The following is an 18,655-nucleotide window of genomic DNA, read 5'->3' as shown; positions in this document are numbered from 1 at the left end:
TGGGGGCTCACATCTCGAAGACGATGCGTGCCTTGATCTGCCCGTCGAGGACCTCGGCGACGGACTCGTTGACGGACTCCAGCGGGCGGGTCTCGTAGATCACCCGGGTACGTCCGGCGGCGTGCAGCCGGAACACCTCGGCCAGGTCCTGGCGGGTGCCGACGATGGAACCGATGACCGAGGTGCCGTTGAGGACGGTGTCGAAGATCGGTACCTGGATGGTGCCGCCGGCCGGCAGGGCGACCATGACCAGCTTGCCGCCGCGCCGCAGACCGCCGTAGACGGCTGCGAAGGCCCGCTCGTCGACGGCCAGCGCGAGGGCCGCGTGGGCGCCGCCGTGCCGCTTGAGCACCTGGGCGGGGTCCTCCTTGCGGGCGTCGATCAGGATGTCGGCGCCGAGCTTGCGGGCGAGTGCCAGCTTCTCGTCGGTGACGTCGATCGCGGCCACGGTCGCCCCGGCGATCTTGGCGTACTGCACGGCGAGGTGCCCGAGACCGCCGACACCGGAGATCGCCACCAGTTGGGCGCTCCGCACGTCGGCGACCTTAAGGGCCTTGTACGTGGTGACGCCGGCGCAGGTCAGCGGGGCGGCGTCACGCGGGTCGATGCCCTCGGGGACGGGCGCGGCGAAGGCGGCCGGGGCGAGCATCTTCTCGGCGTAGCCGCCGTCCACGCTGTACCCGGTGTTCCGCTGCCGCTCGCACAGCGTCTCCCAGCCGGACAGGCAGTGCTCGCACCGCCCGCAGGCCCAGCCCAGCCAGGGCACGGCGACCCGCTGCCCGACGGCAGGGTCGCTCACCCCCTCGCCGAGCGCCTCGACGATGCCGACGCCCTCGTGACCGGGGACGAACGGCGGGGTGGGCTTGACGGGCCAGTCGCCGTGCGCGGCGTGGATGTCGGTGTGGCACAGACCGGATGCCTCCAGGCGGATGCGGATCTGCCCGGGACCCGGCTCCGGGTCCGGCCGCTCCTCGATCACCAGCGGTTCGCCGAAGGACCGGACGACTGCTGCCTTCATGGGATGCTCCTCGCGCTTCGTCGCTGCCGTGTGGCTCCACGATCGATCGCGGCCCCGGTGCGGCGGCAGGTGCCGGACGTCCTCGGGTGGGGGCTGACCGGCCCCACGGCGCGCGGGGACGGGCCCTTCCCTCCACCCTCGCGGGTCGTCCCTACGGGCGCACTCCGGCCGGTGCTGCCCGCCACGACCGGGTACCCGTACGGAGAGAGACGGCGGGGGACCACTGGGGCCGATCGGCCCTGGCCCTTCGGCCCGGGATCACGCAGGATCAGCGGTAGGCACGGACCGGTGGCGCCGCCCGTGCGCGATGTCGGCGACGTGGAACGAGGAGCATGCGATGGCGGACGGCGAGAAGCCCGGTCCCGACAACCCGATCCGGGTCTTTCTGCTGGACGACCACGAGGTGGTACGGCGCGGGGTGCACGACCTGCTGAACGACGAACCGGACATCACCGTCGTCGGCGAGGCCGCCAACGCCGAGCAGGCCCTCGTGCGCGTGCCCGCGCTGCGCCCGCAGGTCGCGGTGCTCGACGTCCGGCTGCCCGACGGTGACGGCGTGTCCGTCTGCCGGGAACTGCGCTCCCAGATGCCGGACCTGGCCTGCCTCATGCTGACCTCGTTCGACGACGAGGAGGCCCTGCTCGACTCGATCATGGCCGGGGCGTCCGGTTACGTGCTCAAGCAGATCCAGGGCTCCGACCTGGTCTCGGCCGTGCGGACGGTCGCCGCCGGCCAGTCCCTGCTCGACCCGAGCGCCACCGCCCGGCTGATGGCCCGGCTGCGCCAGGCGCAGGAGCCCGAGCCCGAGCCCGACGCGCTGCCGGGCCTGACCGACCGGGAGCGCGAGATCCTGGCCCTCATCGGGGAGGGCCTCACCAACCGCCAGATCGGCCAGCGCCTCTACCTCGCCGAGAAGACGGTGAAGAACCACATCTCACGGCTGCTGGCCAAGCTCGGCGTCGAGCGCCGCATCCAGGCCGCCGTCATCGCCACCCAGGCGCGGGACCGGCTGGAGCGGGAAGGCCGCTGAGCCGGCCGGGGCGGGCCAGGGGGGGGGCGAACGCCCCCCGGGTTCGCCCCCGTAGGGCCCAGGACCGGCCCCCTCCCCGGCCGCGAGGCTGACCGCGACAGGCGGACACCGGCCAGGAGGGCGACGGACATGAACGTACGCGTGGACATCAACGGCTTCGGCCGTATCGGACGCAACTCCCTGCGCCTGGTACTGGAGCGCGCGGCCACCGGGACCGGTACGCCGGTGGAGGTCGTGGCGTTCAACGACCTCACCTCACCTCGCCGGCCGCATCGGCCCATCTGCTGGCGTACGACTCGACGTACGGCCGCCTCGGCCGCACGGTCGAGTACGACGACGACTCGATTACCGTGGACGGGCACCGCATCGCCGTGACCGCCGAACGCGACCCGGCGGCCCTGGACTGGGCCGGTCCCGGCGTGGACGTGCTGATCGAGTCCACCGGCCGCTTCCGCACCCGCGAGCAGGCCGCACAGCACGTGAGGGCGGGCGCCCGCAAGGCCGTCGACATCATCCCCACGCTACCGGTAGCGGATGTGCAGGTGGTTGTCGTGGTTGGGGTAACTCGTCGTCAGGCCTTCCGAGATCAGCTGCGGGTCGTTGAAGTAGACCAGCTCGACATGGCCGGGCGCCTTGGCACGGATCTCCTGCACGAGCCGCCGGGTGGCCGCGCGGTCGTACGTCGGCGACTGCCAGGTGATGCGGCCGGCGGTGCACTGCGCCGAGTCGGTGCGCACGGGCCACACGTCGATGTCCAGGCCCGTCTCGTGGCTGGCGTGGCCGGGGATGTCCCCGCCGTGCTCGAAACCCGCGTCACCGACCGGCAGCGGGCCGTTGCCAGTGCCCGCGAACGCGGCGGCGGCCGCTTCGAGCTGGGCGACGGCGCCCGCCGTCGCCCAGTGCGCGTGCGCGTTGCCGTCGGGGCTCTGCGCGCACATCGTGCCCGTGCCGAAGTCGATGTTCTCGTAGTGCCACAGCAGGTTCTTCCAGGTGGCCGGTCCGACGACACCGTCCGCGCCGATTCCGGCGTGCGACTGGAAGGCGCGGACCGCCTCCTGCGTGGCGGACCCGAAGGCCCCGTCCGCCGCCAGGCCGGCCGACCTCTTCGCGTTGAGCAGTGACTGGACGGCCCGCACCGCGGGCCCGCTGTCGCCCTGCCGCACGGTGACGGCGAGCGCGTCCCAGGTGGCGGGGCCGACGATGCCGTCGGCGGTCAGCCCCTTCGCCTGCTGGAAGGCCACGACGGCGCCGCGGGTGCCGGAGCCGAGGACGCCGTCCACGGTCACCGGGCGGCCGTGCGCGGCCAGCAGGTGCTGCAGCGCGACGACGTCGCTGCCCCGGTTGCCGTCGCTCGTCAGCGGGAACGCGGCCTGCGGGAAGGCCTGCGCGGGCAGGCCCGCCCCGAGGAGCAGCGCGGTCAGCGCCGCGAACAGCGTGAGGACGCGGCCGAGTTGTCTCATGATGCCTTTCTCACCTTCCTGACTGGAGGGCGGCCCAGGTGGCGGAGCCGACGATGCCGTCGCTCGCCAGCCCGCGTGCGGCCTGGTAGTCGCGCACGGCCTGTGCGGTGCCCGGGCCGAAGACGCCGTCGATGGTCACCGTCCGGCCGAGCGCGGCGGTCAGGGCCCGTTGCAGGCGCCTGACGGCCTCGCCCGTCGCACCGTCCCCGAGGGTCGGGGTGGTGCCGCGCGACAGCAGCGCCGTCCAGGTCCTGGAGCCGATCACACCGTCCGCCGTGAGCCCGACGCCGGACTGGAAGCCCGTGGCCGCCGCGGTGGTGCCGGGGCCGAAGATCCCGTCCGGTGCGCCCGGGTCGTGACCGGCGGCCCGCAGCAGGCACTGGGCCGCCGTCACCAGGGGCCCGGTCGAGCCGCCGCGGAGGGTGCCGTAGGCGGTGAAGTCGAGGTGCACCGCGGTGCAGCCGGGCTGGGGCGGGGTGCCGGTGCCCACGTCGAGGTAGTCGCGGTCGATGGTGAGGGTGTGGCCGCCGTAGGACTCGGTGACCTCGCCCGCGTACTGGTGGATGCGCTGGTGTCCGGACCAGTGGGTCGAGGGCACGTAGGAGCCGGTGTCGGTGTCCGCCGCGTCGTTCCACCAGGCGTAGAAGACGTGGTCGACCCGGGTGTAGGCGCTGTTGCCGTACTCCTCGGCCGCGTCCTTGATGCCGGAGGCGGCGCTGGAGTAGAAGCCGGACAGGTAGCCGCCGCTGTGCAGCCGCTCGGTCCAGCCCGACAGGTAGGACAGGACGGCGGCCTTGCAGGAGGCCGTCGAGGTGTACGCCTCGATGTCGCTGTAGATCGCGCTGCCCGCCGGGAGGCCGAGGTCCGCGGCGGCGGTGAGGGCGCCGGCGGCCGCGGTGACGCCCTGGGACCTGGCGGTGGCGGGGTCGGCGGACATCCTGAGCGCGTAGCCGGTGCACGGGGCCTGGCGGCCGACGTCGACGGGGATCAGGCGCCAGCCCTTGCCGGTCTGCTCGCTCACCCAGCTCGCGGTCAGGTTCGGCTGGGCGCAGCCGCGGAAGGCACCGCTGATGTAGACGCCGACCGCGCTGTACGGCGAGTGGGACCGCCAGGCGTCCATGGCGGCCTGCGAGGGTGCGGTGCAGGTGTCGAAGCCCTTGCCGAGGTAGGTGCCCGGTTGCGGTCCGGCCGCGGCCGGGACGGCGGCGGCGGGGCGTCGTGCGGTGCGGGGCAGCTCGGTGCGTTCGGCTCCCGGGGTGAGTTCGGCCGAGGCGAGAACCCCGCGTACGAGACGCTCGGTGCCCGGTGTGTGGGCGGCGGTGACGAGCACCCCGGCGTCCTCGACGGCGATCCGGATGGTGCCGTCGCCCGATGCGGCGGACGGTGTGGTGGCCGCGCCCCGCGGTGCCCGCGCGGTCGCGTCCGTCGTCCGTGCGGCCGAGCGTGCGGTGATCGGCTCGACGACGATGCCCGCGGTGCGTCCGACGACGCGGGCCGGGCAGTCGGTCCGGTCGCCCGGCTCGCCCAGGTAGAGGGCGGGTGTGTCGAAGCGCAGGCAGGCGCGGGGGTGTTCGGCCAGGTCGACCACCCGCCAGTCGGCCGGCACCTGGAGGCGGTAGCCGTGGTAGGCGACGGTCCGCCGCTGCCCGGGTGCGGGATCCGCCGCGGCGGATCCGGGTACGGCCGCGGCGCCGGTACCCGCGAGCAGCGTCAGCAGGGCCGCTCCCGTCAGGGCGCGCCACAGGGGGCGTAACGGCATCGGAGCACTCCTGGTCGGTGTGGGGCCGGCGAGGGGGAGCGGCGCGGCGGACCTGCAGCGCGCCGGGGAGCGGGGCGCGTCCCGGCGGGTGTCCCGCCGCCGGGACGCGCGGTGCGCGCCGGAACCGCAGGTCAGATGCCGCAACTCGGCGCGGACCAGGAGCGGCTGGTGCGTCCGTCCACGTGGGTGTGGTCGTCGTGCCCGGCGTAGCCCGGCCCGAAGATCCCGCCGAAGCCGTGCGAGCGGGCCCGCTGGGCGAGCTGGCAGAGCGTCGGGTTGCCGACCAGGTCGGCGGCGTCCCCGTACAGGTGCCGGCTGTTCGAGGCGCCGCCGACCGCGCTGTTGCAGGAGTACGAGCGGAATCCGCTGGTCACGACGAGCGGGGTGTCACCCATCGCGTGCCGCATGGCCTCCAGCTTCCACATGGTGCGCAGGGCGTTGGACTTGGCCGTCGCCGCGCTGACCGCGCCGCCCGACCAGGTGGAGTTGCACTTGTTCAGCTCGGCGTAGGCGAAGTGGATCGGCGTGCAGTCCGGGTCCTGCAGCGCGTAGATCCTGGCGTACGTCGCGGAACCGGCGACGCCGTCCGCCGCGAGTCCGTACGCCTGCTGGAACTTGGCGACCGCGGCCTTGGTCCGCGCGCCGAACTGCCCGTCCACGGAGAGGATCTCGCCGGAGTCGACATGACCGGCCACCCGGATCTGCAACTCCGTCACGTCGGCGCCCGACATGCCCTCGGACAGGGTGCGGCTCCAGGTGTAGCACTCGTCCGCCTGGGCCGGTCCGGCCGTGGCCAGCACACCGCCCGTCGCGGCAGCCATGGCCATGACAATAGCGAGAAGTAGTCGGACCGTACGTCGCAGCATCGCGCCTCCGCCCTGAATTCCGTTTCCCCGTACGGGGGTCGAGCCGAGTGTGGCGCCGCGGCGGTGAGACTGTCCACACCGTCACCATGTGCCACAGGATCAGACCTGTGGCAGGGCACGTGGTGGGCTGCTGCCCGGGAACACCGGCGACGGACGCGTCGACATCGTCGGCTTCGGCGGCCCGGGCCTGTATGCGGCCCGGGCACGCCGCCGGGGACGGCGCTCGCTCAGCGGCGGTGTCCGCCGAGCAGGGCACAGACCGCGTTCTCCTCGATCGTGCGGAGCTTCGCCAGGAGACCGGGGTCGAGTGTCCGGTTCACCTGGGTGGTGAGCGAGACGGTGAGGGACTTGCGGCCGTCGGGCGTCGCGGCGATCAGCTGGGTGTAGCCGGGGAAGTTCCCCGTGTGACCGAGCACGGTCCCGCAGCGGGTGTCGTAGCGGAAGATGCCGAGCCCCGCCCTGTTGCGGCCGGGGCCGGCCGGTTCGGACGCCCCCTCGATCCAGCGGCGCTGCTCGCGCAGGACGGCCATCGACGTCAGCTTCCCGGCGGCGTAGCCGCGGATGAAGCGCGTCATGTCCCGGGGCGTGGAGATGATCCCGCCCGAGGCCCACACGCCGGACGCGCTGATCGCCTCGCTGACGTCCTCCGGCGGCGCGGGCGGCTCGACGGCGTAGCCGCGCATGTACGGCTCCGGCATCTCGTAGCCCCGGGGGAGGCTCGTGTCGCGCAGTCCGAGCGGCCGGTAGACGATCCGCTTCAGGAGGTCCTCGTACGGCCACTGGGTCGCGGCCTCCGCCATCAGCGCGACGGCGATGTTGTCGGAGTTGGAGTACCGGTACTGCGACCCCGGGCGGAAACGCAGCGGCTCGTCCGCGACGAAGTCCAGCAGCCTGCGGGGGTCGAAGGTGCGGCGCGGGTCGGCCACGAGCAGTTCCACGAACTCGGGGTCCTGACTGAAGTCGGGCAGTCCGCTGGTGTGGTTCAGCAATTGCCGCAGGGTGACCGACCGCCAGGCCCGTGGCAGGTGGGGCAGGGTGCGGCCGATGGTGCTGTCGAGACCGAGGACGCCTTCCTCCACCAGCCGCAGGGCCACGGCGCCGCTGAACGCCTTCGCCGTACTGGCGATCCGCATGTGGTCGGTGGGCTCGATCGGGCGGCCGGTCTCCAGGTCGGCGACGCCGGCCCGCAGCACACGGGGGGCGCCGTCCCGTTGCAGTACGACGATCACCCCCGGTGGCCCTCCGGGTGTCGCGACCAGCTCCTCGAGCTGGCCACGCAGGGCGCGTTCGCCCCGGCTGCCGGAGCCGTCGGCGGCGGCGCCCGCCACCGGGGCATGGACCAGCCCGGCGAGGCAGGAGGCACCCAGCAGGGCGACGAGGGACAGGCGCAGACGTGCGCGGGAGCGAGCCCGAGGCGGGGCACCGGTGCGCGGGCGGGTCCGCGGGCGGGAAACGGGCATGAGCGGCATGAGGGTCCCGGGGGTTCGGCGGTCGGTCAAGGGCCTCCTCAGCATCGGCGGGAGGGCGCGCCCGCGCGCGGCGAGTGTGCCCCATCCGGCCGCACGGCCCACCGCCGGCCGGCTCAGAAGGCGTAGCGGACCCGCAGCCACGGCGCGTGGCGGTCGATCAGCGTGCGCAGGGTCTGCACCGCCTCGCTCTTGGCCTGGTTGCGGTAGCGGACGTTCAGGGCGCCGTTCTGCGAGCGCTTGGCCTGCTGGAGCTCCGGTCGCCACAGGACCTCCTCGGCGCGCGGATGCCAGCCGAGGTTGACCTCGTGCAGCTCCTGGTTGTGGGTCAGCATGATCACCTCGGCGGCCGCCTGCTCCTTCACGCGGTGCGGCAGGACGTCGTCGAGGTGGACGAGCAGCTCGGCCCAGGCGTCCTGCCAGCCCGGGCGGACGACCACGGGGGAGAGGTTGAAGTGCACCTCGTACCCCGCGTCCAGGAAGTCCGCCGCCGCGCCGATCCGCTCGGCGACGGGCGAGGTGCGCACATCGAGCAGCCGGGCGTCGTCCGGCGGCATCACCGAGAACCGGATGCGGGTGCGGCCCCGGGGGTCCAGGGCCAGCAGGTCGGGGTTGACGAACTTGGTCGCGAAGGACGCCTTGGCCGTGGGCCACTGCCGGAAGGCGTGCACCAGGTCCGCGGTGTTGTCGCAGATCAGCGCGTCCACCGAGCAGTCGCCGTTCTCACCGATGTCGTACACCCACGCCTCGGGGTCGCACTGGTTCGGCTCGGGCTTGCGCCCCTGCCGTGCCACGTGCCGGCCCAGGTGCGTGATGATCCGCTCGATGTTGGTGAAGACGGTGACGGGGTTGGCGTACCCCTTGCGCCGGGGCACGTAGCAGTAGGCGCAGGCCATGGCGCAGCCGTTGGAGGGGCCGGGGGCGATCCAGTCGGCGGAGCGGCCGTTGGGCCGGGTGGTGAGGGTCTTCTTCTCGCCCAGGACGAGGGTCTCGCCCTTGACGCGCACCCAGCGCTCGACGTTGCCCTCGTTGCCGTGCAGCCCGGGGATGCGCCAGTGGGAGTCCACCGTGATCACCCGCGCGTCGGGGAACCGGGCGGTGATCTGCCGCCCGCGCGGGGACGCGGCGGCCGCGGGTTCGGCGTAGATCTCCCGCACGGGCAGCAGCCGCCGGGCCGTGGCGGAGGTGCGGAAGGAGGGGCGCCGGCCCGATCGCCTCGGGGCGGGCCCGGGGGCGAGGGCGTCGAGTCCGAACAGTGCGTCGGAGTCGTCGCCCGGGCTGCCGGACGGGTGGTGCATGCGTGCTCCCGTGCGGAAGGGTGCGAGGGGACGAGGAGTCCCGCTCCTTCAACTGTACGGGGCACACATCACCGCCGCGTCCCGGCCGGTCCGGCGGTGCGTGAGCGGAACCGCCGGGGGCATACGCGTGACAGCAACCCTCGGCAGCCATCACCCCACCCCTAGGAGGCACGCAGTGCTGGGCATCATCGCGGCGGTCCTGTTCTTCCTCGCTTTCCTCATCAACGCGGCGGAGATCTCCACGAACGACGTCTTCACCTCGACCAACGTCATGCTGATCGGGCTCGCGCTGCTCGCCCTGCACGTGGCGGGGGTCGGCAGCGGCCTGGCGGCACGGGGCCGCCGGCGCTGACCGGCCCGGGGCAGGGGCGGGGCAGGGCCCCTGCGCCGTCAGGCGTCCGTGCCCTCGGACCGGGTCTCCGCGTCGGCCCCGGGCGTGCCCGTCGCCTGCTCGGCGGGCGCGGAGTAGAAGACCGACCTGCCCTGCTTGGAGCGCTCGGCCTGGCTCTTGGCCACGAGCCCTTCGAGCGTGACGCGCACCACCTTCGCGGAGATGTCACGTCCGGGGTGTGCCGTGCCCAGCGCGGTGGAGATCTCCGCAGCGGAGCGCGGTTCGTTCTGCTCGGCGAGGTGGCGCCGGATGAGTTCGACGAGCGTGGGCTCGGCCGCCTTGGCGGTGCTCGTCTTCTTCGCCGCAGGCTTCGCGGCGGTCTTCTTCGCCGTGGGCTTCGTGGCAGCCTTCTTCGCCGGGGCGGCGGGCGCCTTGCGCGCCTTCTGCTTCCCGCCGGCCGCCGTGCCGGCCTTCTTCCGCCGCGGCGAGGGCACGACGGCGGGCTTGGACTCGGTGGCGGTGCCCGCCGTCGCCTTCGTGATGCCGAGCGCCTGCTGCATGCTCACCAGGACGCCGTGGTCGTGCTGCAGGGCCGCCAACTGCTCCTGCAGGGACGCGATTTCGGCGCTGATGCGCTCCTGCTCCTTCACGTTGGCTTCCAGGTCGCCTGACACCTGGGCGATGTACTGCGATGCCAGTTCGGTGGTCGAGGGGGTTGTCCGGGGCATGGTGCTGACCTTTCCTCGGCGTTGACGCCGTGTGGCGGGTGACACCTGTCGTCCGAGCCGCACGTCGCCATGGTGTAGTGATGGTACGGATCGACGAGGTCGTTTGCTCCCGCCATGTTGTCTCCTTCACCCTGCACGAGGGTTCGACTTGTCATCGCCGTGGCCGTGCCGGTGTCACCGGACATGCCTGTCTCCCGCCGGGTGTGACAGGGCCGGTCAGTTCTTGTTCCGGCGTGAGCGGCTTTTGGTGACATATCAACAACCTGGTAGAGTCGAGGCATGTCCGAACCGCGATGGCTGGCCCCGCACGAGGCCGAGATCTGGTCGACCTACCGCCGACTGAGCCGTGAGCTGCAGCGCGCGCAGGATCAGCAACTGCAACGGGACTCCGGCATCTCCGCAGCCGACTACGCCCTCCTCGCCCCCCTGTCGGAGTCGGAGAGCGGCGTGCTGCGGGCCCGCGATCTCGGTGCGGAGGTCGGCTGGGAGCGCAGCCGGCTGTCCCATCAGATCAGCCGTATGGAAGCTCGCGGACTGGTGGCTCGGGAAGCGTGTGAGGACGACGCCCGGGGCGCGATGGTACGGCTGACGGCAAAGGGCCGGGCGACGATCGAAGCGGCCGCGCCGGGGCACGCGGAAACCGTCCGGCAGCTCTTCTTCGACCCGCTGGACGCCGACGAGGTGAGGCAGTTCGGCGAGTTTCTCGGACGGCTCATGACCGTCGTGGAGAGGCGCGGCTAGAGCCGGCCTCCCCTCGTCCCCATGTGCTCGTCCAGGACGCCCGTCTCGGCGCCGGTGACATGGGAGTCCAGGAAGGGGAGCAACGCGGCCTGCCAATGGGGCAGCACCGTGGGCAGGCCGGTGCCTCCGTGCGGCGCGTCGGGATACACCAGCAGCGTCGTGTTGCTGTTGGCCAGGTCCCAGCGGCGTTCCAGGAACAGGGTGTCGTCGACGAGATGGTCCGCCGTGCCCACGCCGAACAGGACGGGCGGCAGGCCGGTCAGGTCGGCGTGGAGCGGGGACAGGTCCGGGTCGCGCCGCTGCTCCTGGGACAGCTGCGGATGCGCCAGGTCCATCATGCCCCGCAGCACCGCCGCGCTCAGCACGTCGTGGTCCGTCTCCTGCAGGGCGCTGGGGGTGCCCGCGAGGTCGTACACGCCGAACTCCAGGACGGCCGCGGCGAATCGGTGTGCCGTGCCGCGTCGGCGCAGGCGCAGCAGGGTGGCCGCGGCGAGATTGGCTCCCGCGGACTCTCCGTTGATCAGCAACCTCGCCGTGCCGAACTCCGCCGCCGCGTGGTCCACCAGCCAGGTCGCCGCCGTCTCGCAGTCGTCGTGCGCCGCCGGGTAGCGGTGCTCGGGGGCGAGCCGGTAGTCGACCGACACGACCGCGATCTCCAGCGCCCGCGACAGGAAGACGTTCATGCCGTCGTTCATCTCCGGGGCGCCCATGACGAACCCGCCGCCGTGGATGTTCAGCAGCACTGCCCGGGCGGGCCCCTCCGGGGTGAAGGTGCGCAGTCTGATCGGGCCGCGCGGGCCGTCGAGGAACCGCTCGCCGGCCCGTACCGGTCCGGGCACGGACAACTGCGCACGCAGCTCCGCCAGGGCCCGGGCGTCGTGGTCACCGGCCGCGCCGCCGGGGAAGACGGCGTCGAACGCCGGGGACAGACCGTCCGCCACCGCGCGTCCCTCGCTACGGATGACGGGGCGAAGCCGATCGATGTCGGCGCTCCACAGCGGCATGACCTGTCGTGGTCCTTTCACGCGGGGTGGCTCGGAGGCGGTGAGGACGGACTCCGACGGGGAACCAGGTGGTCCCTCAGTCTTCGCCCCGGCGTCCGGGCCTGGCCTCGGTGAAGGTCGCCTAAAGTGCCGTTCGGACGGCGTGCAGCACGCTGTCGAGGAGGCCGGGGAAGCGGGCGTCGAGGTCGTCGCGGCGCAGGTGGTGCAGGATGATGCGGCCTTCGCGGCGGGCGTACAGAACCCCGGCTTCGCGCAGCACGTGCCAGTGACGGCTCGCGGTGGAGGGGGAGACCTCGGGCAGCACGGTGGAACACGTGAGTTCCTCGCCGTTGGCGAGCCGCTCGATGATGCGCAGCCGGATGGGGTTGGCCATGGCGTCCAGGACGGCTTCGATGCGCAGCTCGTCGCGGTGCGGATGGGTCAGCGGCTTCATGCCGCCCAGGATATGTCAGTTCGCATACTCGCGAACTGTCGTGGTGGGTGTCACTGCGGCCGTGCTGTCCGTCGTGCCGGCCTCGTCGCCCCCGCGGGAGCCGGGATCACGGGTGAGGGACAATGGCCGTCCAGGCTCACCCGCGTCGCCCGGGGCGGCCGAACGCCCTAGGTGATCCTCACCGATGCGTGCCGCGGGCATCGCCGAGCACAGTTGCAGCCGGTCGACCTGCCCCGACGACGGGGCGGGGGCCGCCCAGGAACGGAGACCTGCATGGCGGGTGCCAAGTCCGACGTCACCATCGTCCGCAACGAGGACGACCATCGCCTGGAAGCCCACGTGGACGGGCACCTCGCGGGCATCGCCGACTACATCCCGGCCAAGCAGGTGATCGCCTTCGTCCACACCGAGGTGGAGCCCGCGTACGAGGGCCGCGGCGTGGGGTCGGCGCTGGCCAGGGCGGCGCTGGACATGGCCAGGGACGCGGACACCAAGTTCCTCGCCGTGTGCCCGTTCATAGCCGGCTGGGCCGCCCGGCACCCCGAGTACGAGCCGTGGAACTACCGGCCGACCAGCCGCGTCGTGGACTGAGCAGGTCGTGGGCCCGGTCGGGGCGTGCGCCGAGCCGTCCGGTGGGGCGGCGGCGGCCCGCCCCGCCGTGCCGGTGACGAGCCGGCCGAGCGCCGTGGCGGTCACCGGTCGCGGGCGCCGTCGCCGACGATCTTCTCCCACTCCTCCCGCGACGGGCCGGCGGGGCCCGGCAGGGCACCGGAGCGGGCTGCCAGCCAGTGCGTCAGGCGCTGACGCACCTCCTCGGTTCCGAATGCCTGGTCGGGCGTGGCGAGCATGTGCCGGGCCCGGGCCCAGGCCCGCATGACGACCGGGTCCTGAAGCGCACAGGGGAAGCGCGCCGCCTTCAGCCGCTGCTCGATGCCGGTGGGAGCCGTCGCGGTGCCCGACAGCCGCGTCTCGTTGTCCCGGTCGGCCGTCACCTGGAGATCGAACCAGGGCTTGAGGACGCGCCGCGCCCATCGGGCGTAGCCGTGGGCGAAGCCCTCGTGGTCGGTCGCGGTGTCCGTCGTGACGGCTATGCGCCGGGCGGCCCACAGGGCCAGGGTGATGCCCTGGGTGAGTGTCGGGTTGGTGTGCACCAGGGCGTCGCCCGCCCGGACCAGCCCCGTCACGACGGGCTCGGAGCCGTCCGCCGTGGGCGTCCACTGGTTGTCGAGGCCGGCCATGACATGGACGGCCCCCACCGGCCGGGGATCGCGGTCGAGCCAGGCGGCGGAGGACGGGAACGTCCTCGCCAGGCCGTCGAAGACATGCGGATCGTTCAGCGCGGGGAGCGTGGGATCCGTGGTGGCGCACACCAGGGCCACGCCGACCAGACCGTTGTCCGAGGGGAAGGCGATGGACAGGGCGAAGGGCGCCGCGGACGTGTAGGGCGTCCGGTGCGGCGGGCGCGTGCCGGGGCGTGTGCGGTACCAGCGGCAGGCGTAGGCGAGCCCGACCCGGTGCCGCTCGCGTTCCGGGGCGGGAGCGCCGAGTTCTCCGAGCCGGCGGCCGACGGGGGAGCGCCTCCCGCCGGTGTCGATGACGAGGTCGGCGTCGATCTGCCCGCCGTCGAGGCGCACGCCGGTGACCTGGGGGACCCGGTGCGGGAACTGCCGTGCCAGCAGCCCCCGCACACGCGTGCCCTGCAGCAGGCGAACGTTCTTCTCCTCGCGCAAGGACGCCCGGAGCGCCGTCTCCAGCACCACGCGGCGCGTGCGGACCAGGACCAGGTGTTCGTCGCCGTCGCGGTGGGGCGGGTGCTCGTCGAACCAGTCGAACTCGTGCTGCTCCCACGCGCCCAGCCGCCGCATCCGCGCGTACACGTCGGGGAGTTCGGCGGCCAGCACCGCGCGGGCCGGGCCGAGCAGGGCGTGCGGCTGGACGGCTTGCGGGACGCGGGGCCGGCGCCAGTCGAAGAAGTCGGCGTCGACCTGTCCGGAGACCGCGCGTCTGTCCTGCTCGCACACCGTGACCCGGTGTCCGGCCCGGGCGAGGAGCAGCGCCGTCGCCGTCCCCGCCATGCCACCGCCGATCACGGCGACGCTTGCCATGGTGTCCCCTTCGTGGTCGTGGTCGTGGCCGGTGCGGCGCCGGCACGGATCCGTCCCCGACGGGCGCCGTCGTTCCCCGGCAGCTCTCCGTGCCGCCGCCGCGATGCCGTGTCGACGCGTGCCGCCGCCACGATGCCGTGCCGATCGGTGTCACGCCATCGGCAGGAATCGCCGATGTGAAGACGGGGGTGCGGTGGGGAGGGTTGCCCGGGGCGGCCGCGGTCCGGGAAATCCGGCCGGAACTTTGCGGGCCGGCCCGCCCCTGCCTCGCCCATCAGGTCAAGTCGAGCGATCATCGGCGGCCCGACTGCGAAGTCCTCGCCGAAGCGTCCGGTGAGTCCCGGGTGCGTCAGTGGTCCGCGTCCGCGTCCGGCCCGGGGCCGGTCACGAACCGTCCCTTCTCGTCGTACGGCCACACGTTGGGCAGGCACCCGTGCATTCCCTTGATCTGCTGCATCATCACGGGAGCCGGCTGCCCCGGACCGGGGCAGCCGACGTGGCCGTGGCCCAGGAAGTGGCCGACCTCGTGATTGACGATCAGCGCGCGGTAGCCGGTGACGTCGTCGGCGTAGACGGGCGTCGCGAGCAGCCAGCGCCTGAGGTTGACCATCACGTTCTGCGCGACGTTGCAGTTGACCTCCCCGCCGGTGTCCAGGCCGTACTGTCCGCAGATCCGGTCCACGGTGCCGGGGGTGGCGACCTTGACGACGAAGTCGGTCCGGCCGTCGGCGACCCGCTGGAACGACCACCGGCCGTCCGCCGTCCAGCCGCGCCGGTCCGCCAGGATGCCGTCCACCTGCCGGGCGACGTCGGCGGCGGACAGGTCGAGGCCGTCCTCGACCTCGACCCGGTAGCGCAGCGTGTCGCCCGTCCCCACCCGGGCGCTCTCGCCGGCCGCGACCGTGAAGGTGCCCGGTCCCGTGGCGGGGATGCCGGACGCCGGAGCGGACCGGCTCGGACGGGGTGAGGCGCTGGTGGGCGGAGCGGACGGCGGGGAACCGGCCGCCGCCGCGGAGGGTGCCGTCCGCGCGTCGGCGCGGGTTGCTCCCGCGCCGTCGGACGTCCAGCCCGTGGCCGCCGCTCCGACGCCGCCCAGCAGGACCAGCGCGGCGGTGCCCGCCCAGAGGGGACCCTTCCGTCTGCGTCCGGAGAGGGCGTGCGCGGGGGCACCGCGACGGCGGCGCGGAGCGGACGGGTTGTGATCAACGGTCATGGCCGTCAGGGTGTGCCGCCCATGTGATGGCACCTGGCCCAGGTGATAACAGGGCGATAACGAAGGGGGGTTCGGGAGGCTGTATGACCATCTGGCAACAAAGCCCCGCGACGGGCCGGGAGCCGCGTCGCCGGGCTGCCGATACTGGGCGCATGCCACGCGTTCTGCTGATCGAAGACGACCGTGCCGTGCGGGAGGGGATGGTCCTCGCCCTGCGGCGCCAGGGCCACGAGGTCGCCGCCGCGGTGACCGGGGAGCAGGGGCTTGACCTGCTGCGCTCCTTCCGGCCCGACGTGGTGGTGCTCGACCTCATGCTGCCCGGGGTGCCCGGACTGGACGTGTGCCGGCGGATACGCGCCCTCGACCCGACCCTCCCGATCGTCATGGCGACCGCCCGGGGCGACGACGAGGACATCGTCGTGGGACTGGAGGCCGGAGCCGACGACTACGTGGTCAAACCCGTGCAGGCACGCGTGCTGGGCGCCCGCATCCGTGCCGTGCTGCGCCGGGCGGGCGGCCCGCCCGTGGGCAACGGCATACCGAGGATCGACCGCTACGGGGACCTGTCCATCGACCGGGCCGGGTTCTCCGTCACCCGGCAGGGCGTGCCGGTCGCCCTCGCCCCGTCCGAACTGCGGCTGCTGCTCACCTTGTCCGCCTCGCCGGGCCAGGTCTTCAGCCGGCAGCAGCTGCTGGAGGCGGTCTGGGAGCACAGCTACCACGGGGACGCCCGGCTGGTCGACGCCTGCGTCAAACGGCTGCGCACCAAGATGGGCGAGCCACCGCGCGAGCCTCGCTACATCCAGACCGTGCGCGGCTTCGGCTACCGGTTCGCCGCCGGTGAGCCGGCGTGGTGAGAGCGCCCCACGGGACGGCGCCGGGAGCCTCCGACAGCGAGGCGCCGCAGGCCTTCGGCAAGCTCAGCGCCCGCAAGACGCCCGCCGTCGGCATAACGCCCGGCATGCGCCCGCTGAGAGACCGGGTCGGCCCCCACCGGCTGCGCGGCCTGCGCGTCCGGCTGGTGCTGGCGTTCGCGTGCGTCGCGGCCCTCACCGCCGCCTCGACCGGGGCCCTGACCTTCCGGGAGGCCCGCACGGGGGTGCTCCAGCAGAGCCAGGACACCGTCATCGACTCCCTGCGCACCCAGGTCGACCGGCTCGCCCCGGGGCTCGACGTGCCCGCCGACCGGGCCGAACTGCACAGCTTCGCCGTCGAGGTGGCCCGCGCGGAACCGTCCGGCACCTGGCGTGTCCTGGTCGCCTACGGTGACCTGGAAGCCACCTCCGCGCCCGGCGACCCCTTCGAGGAACTGACCCCCGCCGTACGCGACGCCGTGCACGAGGGGCCGGCCACCGTCTTCCAGCGGGTGAACCGGGGCGGCCGTCCCGCACTGGTCGTCGGCATGCCGGTCGCGTTCGACACCACCGACGGGCGGGGGCCGGTCGCCTCCGGCATCGAGGTCTACCTGACGGTGCCTCAGACGAGGGAACAGGACTCCGTCGACGCCCTGGTCACCGCCGTGGAACGGGCCACCCTGCCCGCCCTGGCCCTCGCCGTGGTGCTGGCCCTGCTCGCCGCGCGCGGAGTCCTGCGGCCCGTGCGGGCGCTGCGCCGCGCCACCCGCAGCATCGCCGAAGGGCACCTCGACACCCGGCTCGCCGTCCACGGGTCGGACGAACTCGCCGATCTGTCCCACACGTTCAACGAGACGGCCGCGGCGCTGGAGAAGTCGGTGGCGGAGCTGCGCGGCATGGAGGCCCGGGCCCGCCGGTTCGCCGCGGACGTCTCGCACGAACTGCGCACCCCGCTGGCCGCCATGTCGGCCGTCACCGACCTCCTCGACGAGGACGCCGCCCGACTGGACCCCGACACCGCCACCGCCGTCCGCCTGATCAGCCAGGAGACGGTGCACCTGGCGCGTCTGGTGGACGACCTGATGGAGATCTCCCGCTTCGACGCGGGCGCCGCCGTGCTGAACCTGGACCGGATCGACCTGGCCGAGTCGCTGCGCCGCACCCTCGCGGCCCGCGCCTGGACCGATCTCGTGGACACCGAACTGCCGCCCCCCGGCGCCCTGCGCGGACGGGTCGACCCGCGCCGCCTCGACGTGGTCGTCGCCAACCTGGTCGGCAACGCCCTGCGGCACGGCGCCCGCCCCGTCCTGCTGCGCCTGCGCCGGACGCGCGGGCCCGACGGAGGACGCCGCGCCGTCATCGAGGTGCTGGACAGCGGCCCCGGCATCCCCGCCGACGTGCTGCCCCACGTCTTCGAACGCTTCTACAAGTCGGACGCCGCCCGGACCCGCACCGACGGCAGCGGCCTCGGCCTGGCCATCACGGCGGAGAACGTCCGGGTGCACGGCGGAACCGTCCGCGCGGCGAACCGACCCGAGGACGGCGCCGTCTTCACGGTCGAACTGCCCCTGCCGCACGACGAGACCCCTCCGGAGAGCCGACCATGAACGCACGACGCCGGTCCGCGCCCGCCCCGCACCGACACGTGTCGCTGTCGCTGTTGCTGCCCGCCCTGTGCGCGCTCACCTCGTGCGGCATCTCCCCGACCGGCGCGGTGGAGGCCGGCGCACCCGCCGAGGGCGTCGCCCCGACGGTACGGGTCTACTTCGTCAGGGACGGCGCCCTGGTCGCCGTGGACCGCCGCACCACCGCGCCGGTCGGCGTCGAGGCGGCCGTGACCCTGCTGCTGGGCGGACCGAGCCCCCCGGAACGGAAGAAGGGCATGACCACCCACCTGATGGCCCCCACGACCGCGCTCCCCGCGCAGCAGGCGCCCACCCCGCAGCAGCCGCCTCCCACCGGGGACGCCCGGCCCGGAGAACCCGGACCTGCCGAGCCGGTGCGCGTCAGGACGACCGGCCACCGTGTCGTCGTCGAGCTGTCACCCCGGGTGGGCAAGCTGACCGAGACGGCCGCGGCCCAGGTCGTCTGCACCGCGCTCGCCGCCCAGCGTGTCGCCGACCCCCGGGCCGAACCGGTCCCGGTCACGGTCACCGGCGCGAACCTCGGGCGCGTCGAAGGCAACGCGTCCCGGTGTCCCGCCCCCTAGAACCTGCTGACCGGGGTGAAGAGGCGCCGTGAGCGGCCTGCCCCGATCCCGTAGGGTGAGGGCGGCCGACGCGTCGGCACGCGGCGGCCGCCTCGCCCGCACCACCATCCGGCACCGAGCCGACGACGACTCGGCGACCT

The 18,655-nt window shown here is 73.5% G+C and carries 18 protein-coding genes and 1 pseudogene; 8 read left to right on the top strand and 11 right to left on the bottom strand.

Annotation, left to right across the window (positions count from 1 at the left end; all coding sequences use genetic code 11):
* Positions 1–7: 7 nt before the first annotated feature.
* Positions 8–1,018 (bottom strand): zinc-dependent alcohol dehydrogenase, encoded by a 1,011-nt coding sequence (locus ACPXCS_RS21140; RefSeq protein WP_425947955.1) that lies wholly within the window; start codon positions 1,016–1,018, stop codon positions 8–10.
* 337 nt (positions 1,019–1,355) lie between these two features.
* On the opposite strand from ACPXCS_RS21140, the gene ACPXCS_RS21135 reads away from it, so the two are divergent.
* Both ACPXCS_RS21135 and ACPXCS_RS21130 read left to right on the top strand, forming a co-directional pair.
* Positions 1,356–2,048 carry a response regulator gene (locus ACPXCS_RS21135; RefSeq protein WP_425947956.1) on the top strand — a complete coding sequence of 231 codons (693 nt, stop codon included), beginning with the start codon at positions 1,356–1,358 and terminating at the stop codon, positions 2,046–2,048.
* Between the two features lie 281 nt (positions 2,049–2,329).
* Positions 2,330–2,446, top strand: a pseudogene (locus ACPXCS_RS21130) (glyceraldehyde 3-phosphate dehydrogenase NAD-binding domain-containing protein); the annotation flags it as partial.
* A gap of 123 nt (positions 2,447–2,569) precedes the next feature.
* Here the strand turns inward: ACPXCS_RS21130 and ACPXCS_RS21125 are convergent.
* The 5 genes from ACPXCS_RS21125 to ACPXCS_RS21105 form a co-directional block, all read right to left on the bottom strand.
* Positions 2,570–3,508: a penicillin-insensitive murein endopeptidase gene (locus ACPXCS_RS21125; RefSeq protein WP_425947958.1), complete on the bottom strand. Its 939-nt coding sequence runs from the start codon at positions 3,506–3,508 to the stop codon at positions 2,570–2,572.
* 10 nt (positions 3,509–3,518) lie between these two features.
* The gene (locus ACPXCS_RS21120; RefSeq protein WP_425947960.1) at positions 3,519–5,267 is read right to left on the bottom strand and encodes a glycoside hydrolase domain-containing protein; all 1,749 of its coding nucleotides are present in this window, start codon (positions 5,265–5,267) and stop codon (positions 3,519–3,521) included.
* Between the two features lie 131 nt (positions 5,268–5,398).
* Positions 5,399–6,133, bottom strand: a complete 735-nt coding sequence (locus tag ACPXCS_RS21115) for a D-Ala-D-Ala carboxypeptidase family metallohydrolase (protein ID WP_425947961.1) — start codon at positions 6,131–6,133, stop codon at positions 5,399–5,401.
* A gap of 227 nt (positions 6,134–6,360) precedes the next feature.
* Positions 6,361–7,602 carry a serine hydrolase domain-containing protein gene (locus ACPXCS_RS21110; RefSeq protein WP_425948235.1) on the bottom strand — a complete coding sequence of 414 codons (1,242 nt, stop codon included), beginning with the start codon at positions 7,600–7,602 and terminating at the stop codon, positions 6,361–6,363.
* A gap of 113 nt (positions 7,603–7,715) precedes the next feature.
* Positions 7,716–8,897 carry a spore photoproduct lyase family protein gene (locus ACPXCS_RS21105; RefSeq protein ID WP_425947962.1) on the bottom strand — a complete coding sequence of 394 codons (1,182 nt, stop codon included), beginning with the start codon at positions 8,895–8,897 and terminating at the stop codon, positions 7,716–7,718.
* A gap of 175 nt (positions 8,898–9,072) precedes the next feature.
* On the opposite strand from ACPXCS_RS21105, the gene ACPXCS_RS21100 reads away from it, so the two are divergent.
* Positions 9,073–9,249 carry a hypothetical protein gene (locus ACPXCS_RS21100; RefSeq protein ID WP_425947964.1) on the top strand — a complete coding sequence of 59 codons (177 nt, stop codon included), beginning with the start codon at positions 9,073–9,075 and terminating at the stop codon, positions 9,247–9,249.
* A gap of 38 nt (positions 9,250–9,287) precedes the next feature.
* On the opposite strand, the gene ACPXCS_RS21095 is transcribed toward ACPXCS_RS21100, so the two are convergent.
* Positions 9,288–9,956, bottom strand: coding sequence for a hypothetical protein (locus ACPXCS_RS21095; protein ID WP_425947966.1), 669 nt, complete (start codon positions 9,954–9,956; stop codon positions 9,288–9,290).
* 279 nt (positions 9,957–10,235) lie between these two features.
* On the opposite strand from ACPXCS_RS21095, the gene ACPXCS_RS21090 reads away from it, so the two are divergent.
* Positions 10,236–10,697 carry a MarR family winged helix-turn-helix transcriptional regulator gene (locus ACPXCS_RS21090; protein ID WP_425947968.1) on the top strand — a complete coding sequence of 154 codons (462 nt, stop codon included), beginning with the start codon at positions 10,236–10,238 and terminating at the stop codon, positions 10,695–10,697.
* Here the strand turns inward: ACPXCS_RS21090 and ACPXCS_RS21085 are convergent.
* Together ACPXCS_RS21085 and ACPXCS_RS21080 are read right to left on the bottom strand one after the other, a co-directional pair.
* Complete coding sequence (locus tag ACPXCS_RS21085) at positions 10,694–11,701, bottom strand: alpha/beta hydrolase (protein WP_425947970.1); 1,008 nt, start codon at positions 11,699–11,701, stop codon at positions 10,694–10,696. The genes ACPXCS_RS21090 and ACPXCS_RS21085 overlap by 4 nt on opposite strands.
* Before the next feature lie 121 nt (positions 11,702–11,822).
* Complete coding sequence (locus ACPXCS_RS21080) at positions 11,823–12,134, bottom strand: ArsR/SmtB family transcription factor (RefSeq protein ID WP_425947971.1); 312 nt, start codon at positions 12,132–12,134, stop codon at positions 11,823–11,825.
* A 273-nt stretch (positions 12,135–12,407) separates the two neighbouring features.
* On the opposite strand from ACPXCS_RS21080, the gene ACPXCS_RS21075 reads away from it, so the two are divergent.
* On the top strand, positions 12,408–12,725 hold the full coding sequence (locus ACPXCS_RS21075) for a GNAT family N-acetyltransferase (protein WP_425947973.1): 318 nt from the start codon (positions 12,408–12,410) through the stop codon (positions 12,723–12,725).
* Between the two features lie 101 nt (positions 12,726–12,826).
* Here ACPXCS_RS21075 and ACPXCS_RS21070 read toward each other — a convergent pair whose 3' ends face one another.
* Entirely contained in the window at positions 12,827–14,239 is a 1,413-nt protein-coding gene (locus ACPXCS_RS21070; RefSeq protein WP_425947975.1) for an FAD-dependent oxidoreductase, read from the bottom strand.
* Between the two features lie 349 nt (positions 14,240–14,588).
* Positions 14,589–15,452 (bottom strand): DUF3152 domain-containing protein, encoded by an 864-nt coding sequence (locus tag ACPXCS_RS21065; protein WP_425947977.1) that lies wholly within the window; start codon positions 15,450–15,452, stop codon positions 14,589–14,591.
* Positions 15,453–15,604: 152 nt separating this feature from the next.
* Here ACPXCS_RS21065 and ACPXCS_RS21060 point away from each other — a divergent pair, with 152 nt between their 5' ends.
* The 3 genes from ACPXCS_RS21060 to ACPXCS_RS21050 all read left to right on the top strand — a co-directional run bounded on the left by ACPXCS_RS21060 (position 15,605) and on the right by ACPXCS_RS21050 (position 18,515).
* A complete protein-coding gene (locus tag ACPXCS_RS21060) occupies positions 15,605–16,309 on the top strand; it encodes a response regulator (RefSeq protein ID WP_425947978.1) in 705 nt (234 codons plus the stop codon).
* 104 nt (positions 16,310–16,413) lie between these two features.
* Positions 16,414–17,913, top strand: a complete 1,500-nt coding sequence (locus tag ACPXCS_RS21055; protein WP_425948237.1) for a sensor histidine kinase — start codon at positions 16,414–16,416, stop codon at positions 17,911–17,913.
* The gene (locus ACPXCS_RS21050; RefSeq protein WP_425947979.1) at positions 17,910–18,515 is read left to right on the top strand and encodes a hypothetical protein; all 606 of its coding nucleotides are present in this window, start codon (positions 17,910–17,912) and stop codon (positions 18,513–18,515) included. Before ACPXCS_RS21055 ends, ACPXCS_RS21050 begins: the two co-directional genes overlap by 4 nt.
* The last annotated feature ends 140 nt before the right edge of the window (positions 18,516–18,655 follow it).

Source organism: Streptomyces sp. DT190 (assembly GCF_049846985.1).
Lineage (GTDB): Bacteria > Actinomycetota > Actinomycetes > Streptomycetales > Streptomycetaceae > Streptomyces.
Note: the sequence above shows the minus strand (reverse complement) of the source record. Positions and strands in the feature narration are given on the sequence as shown.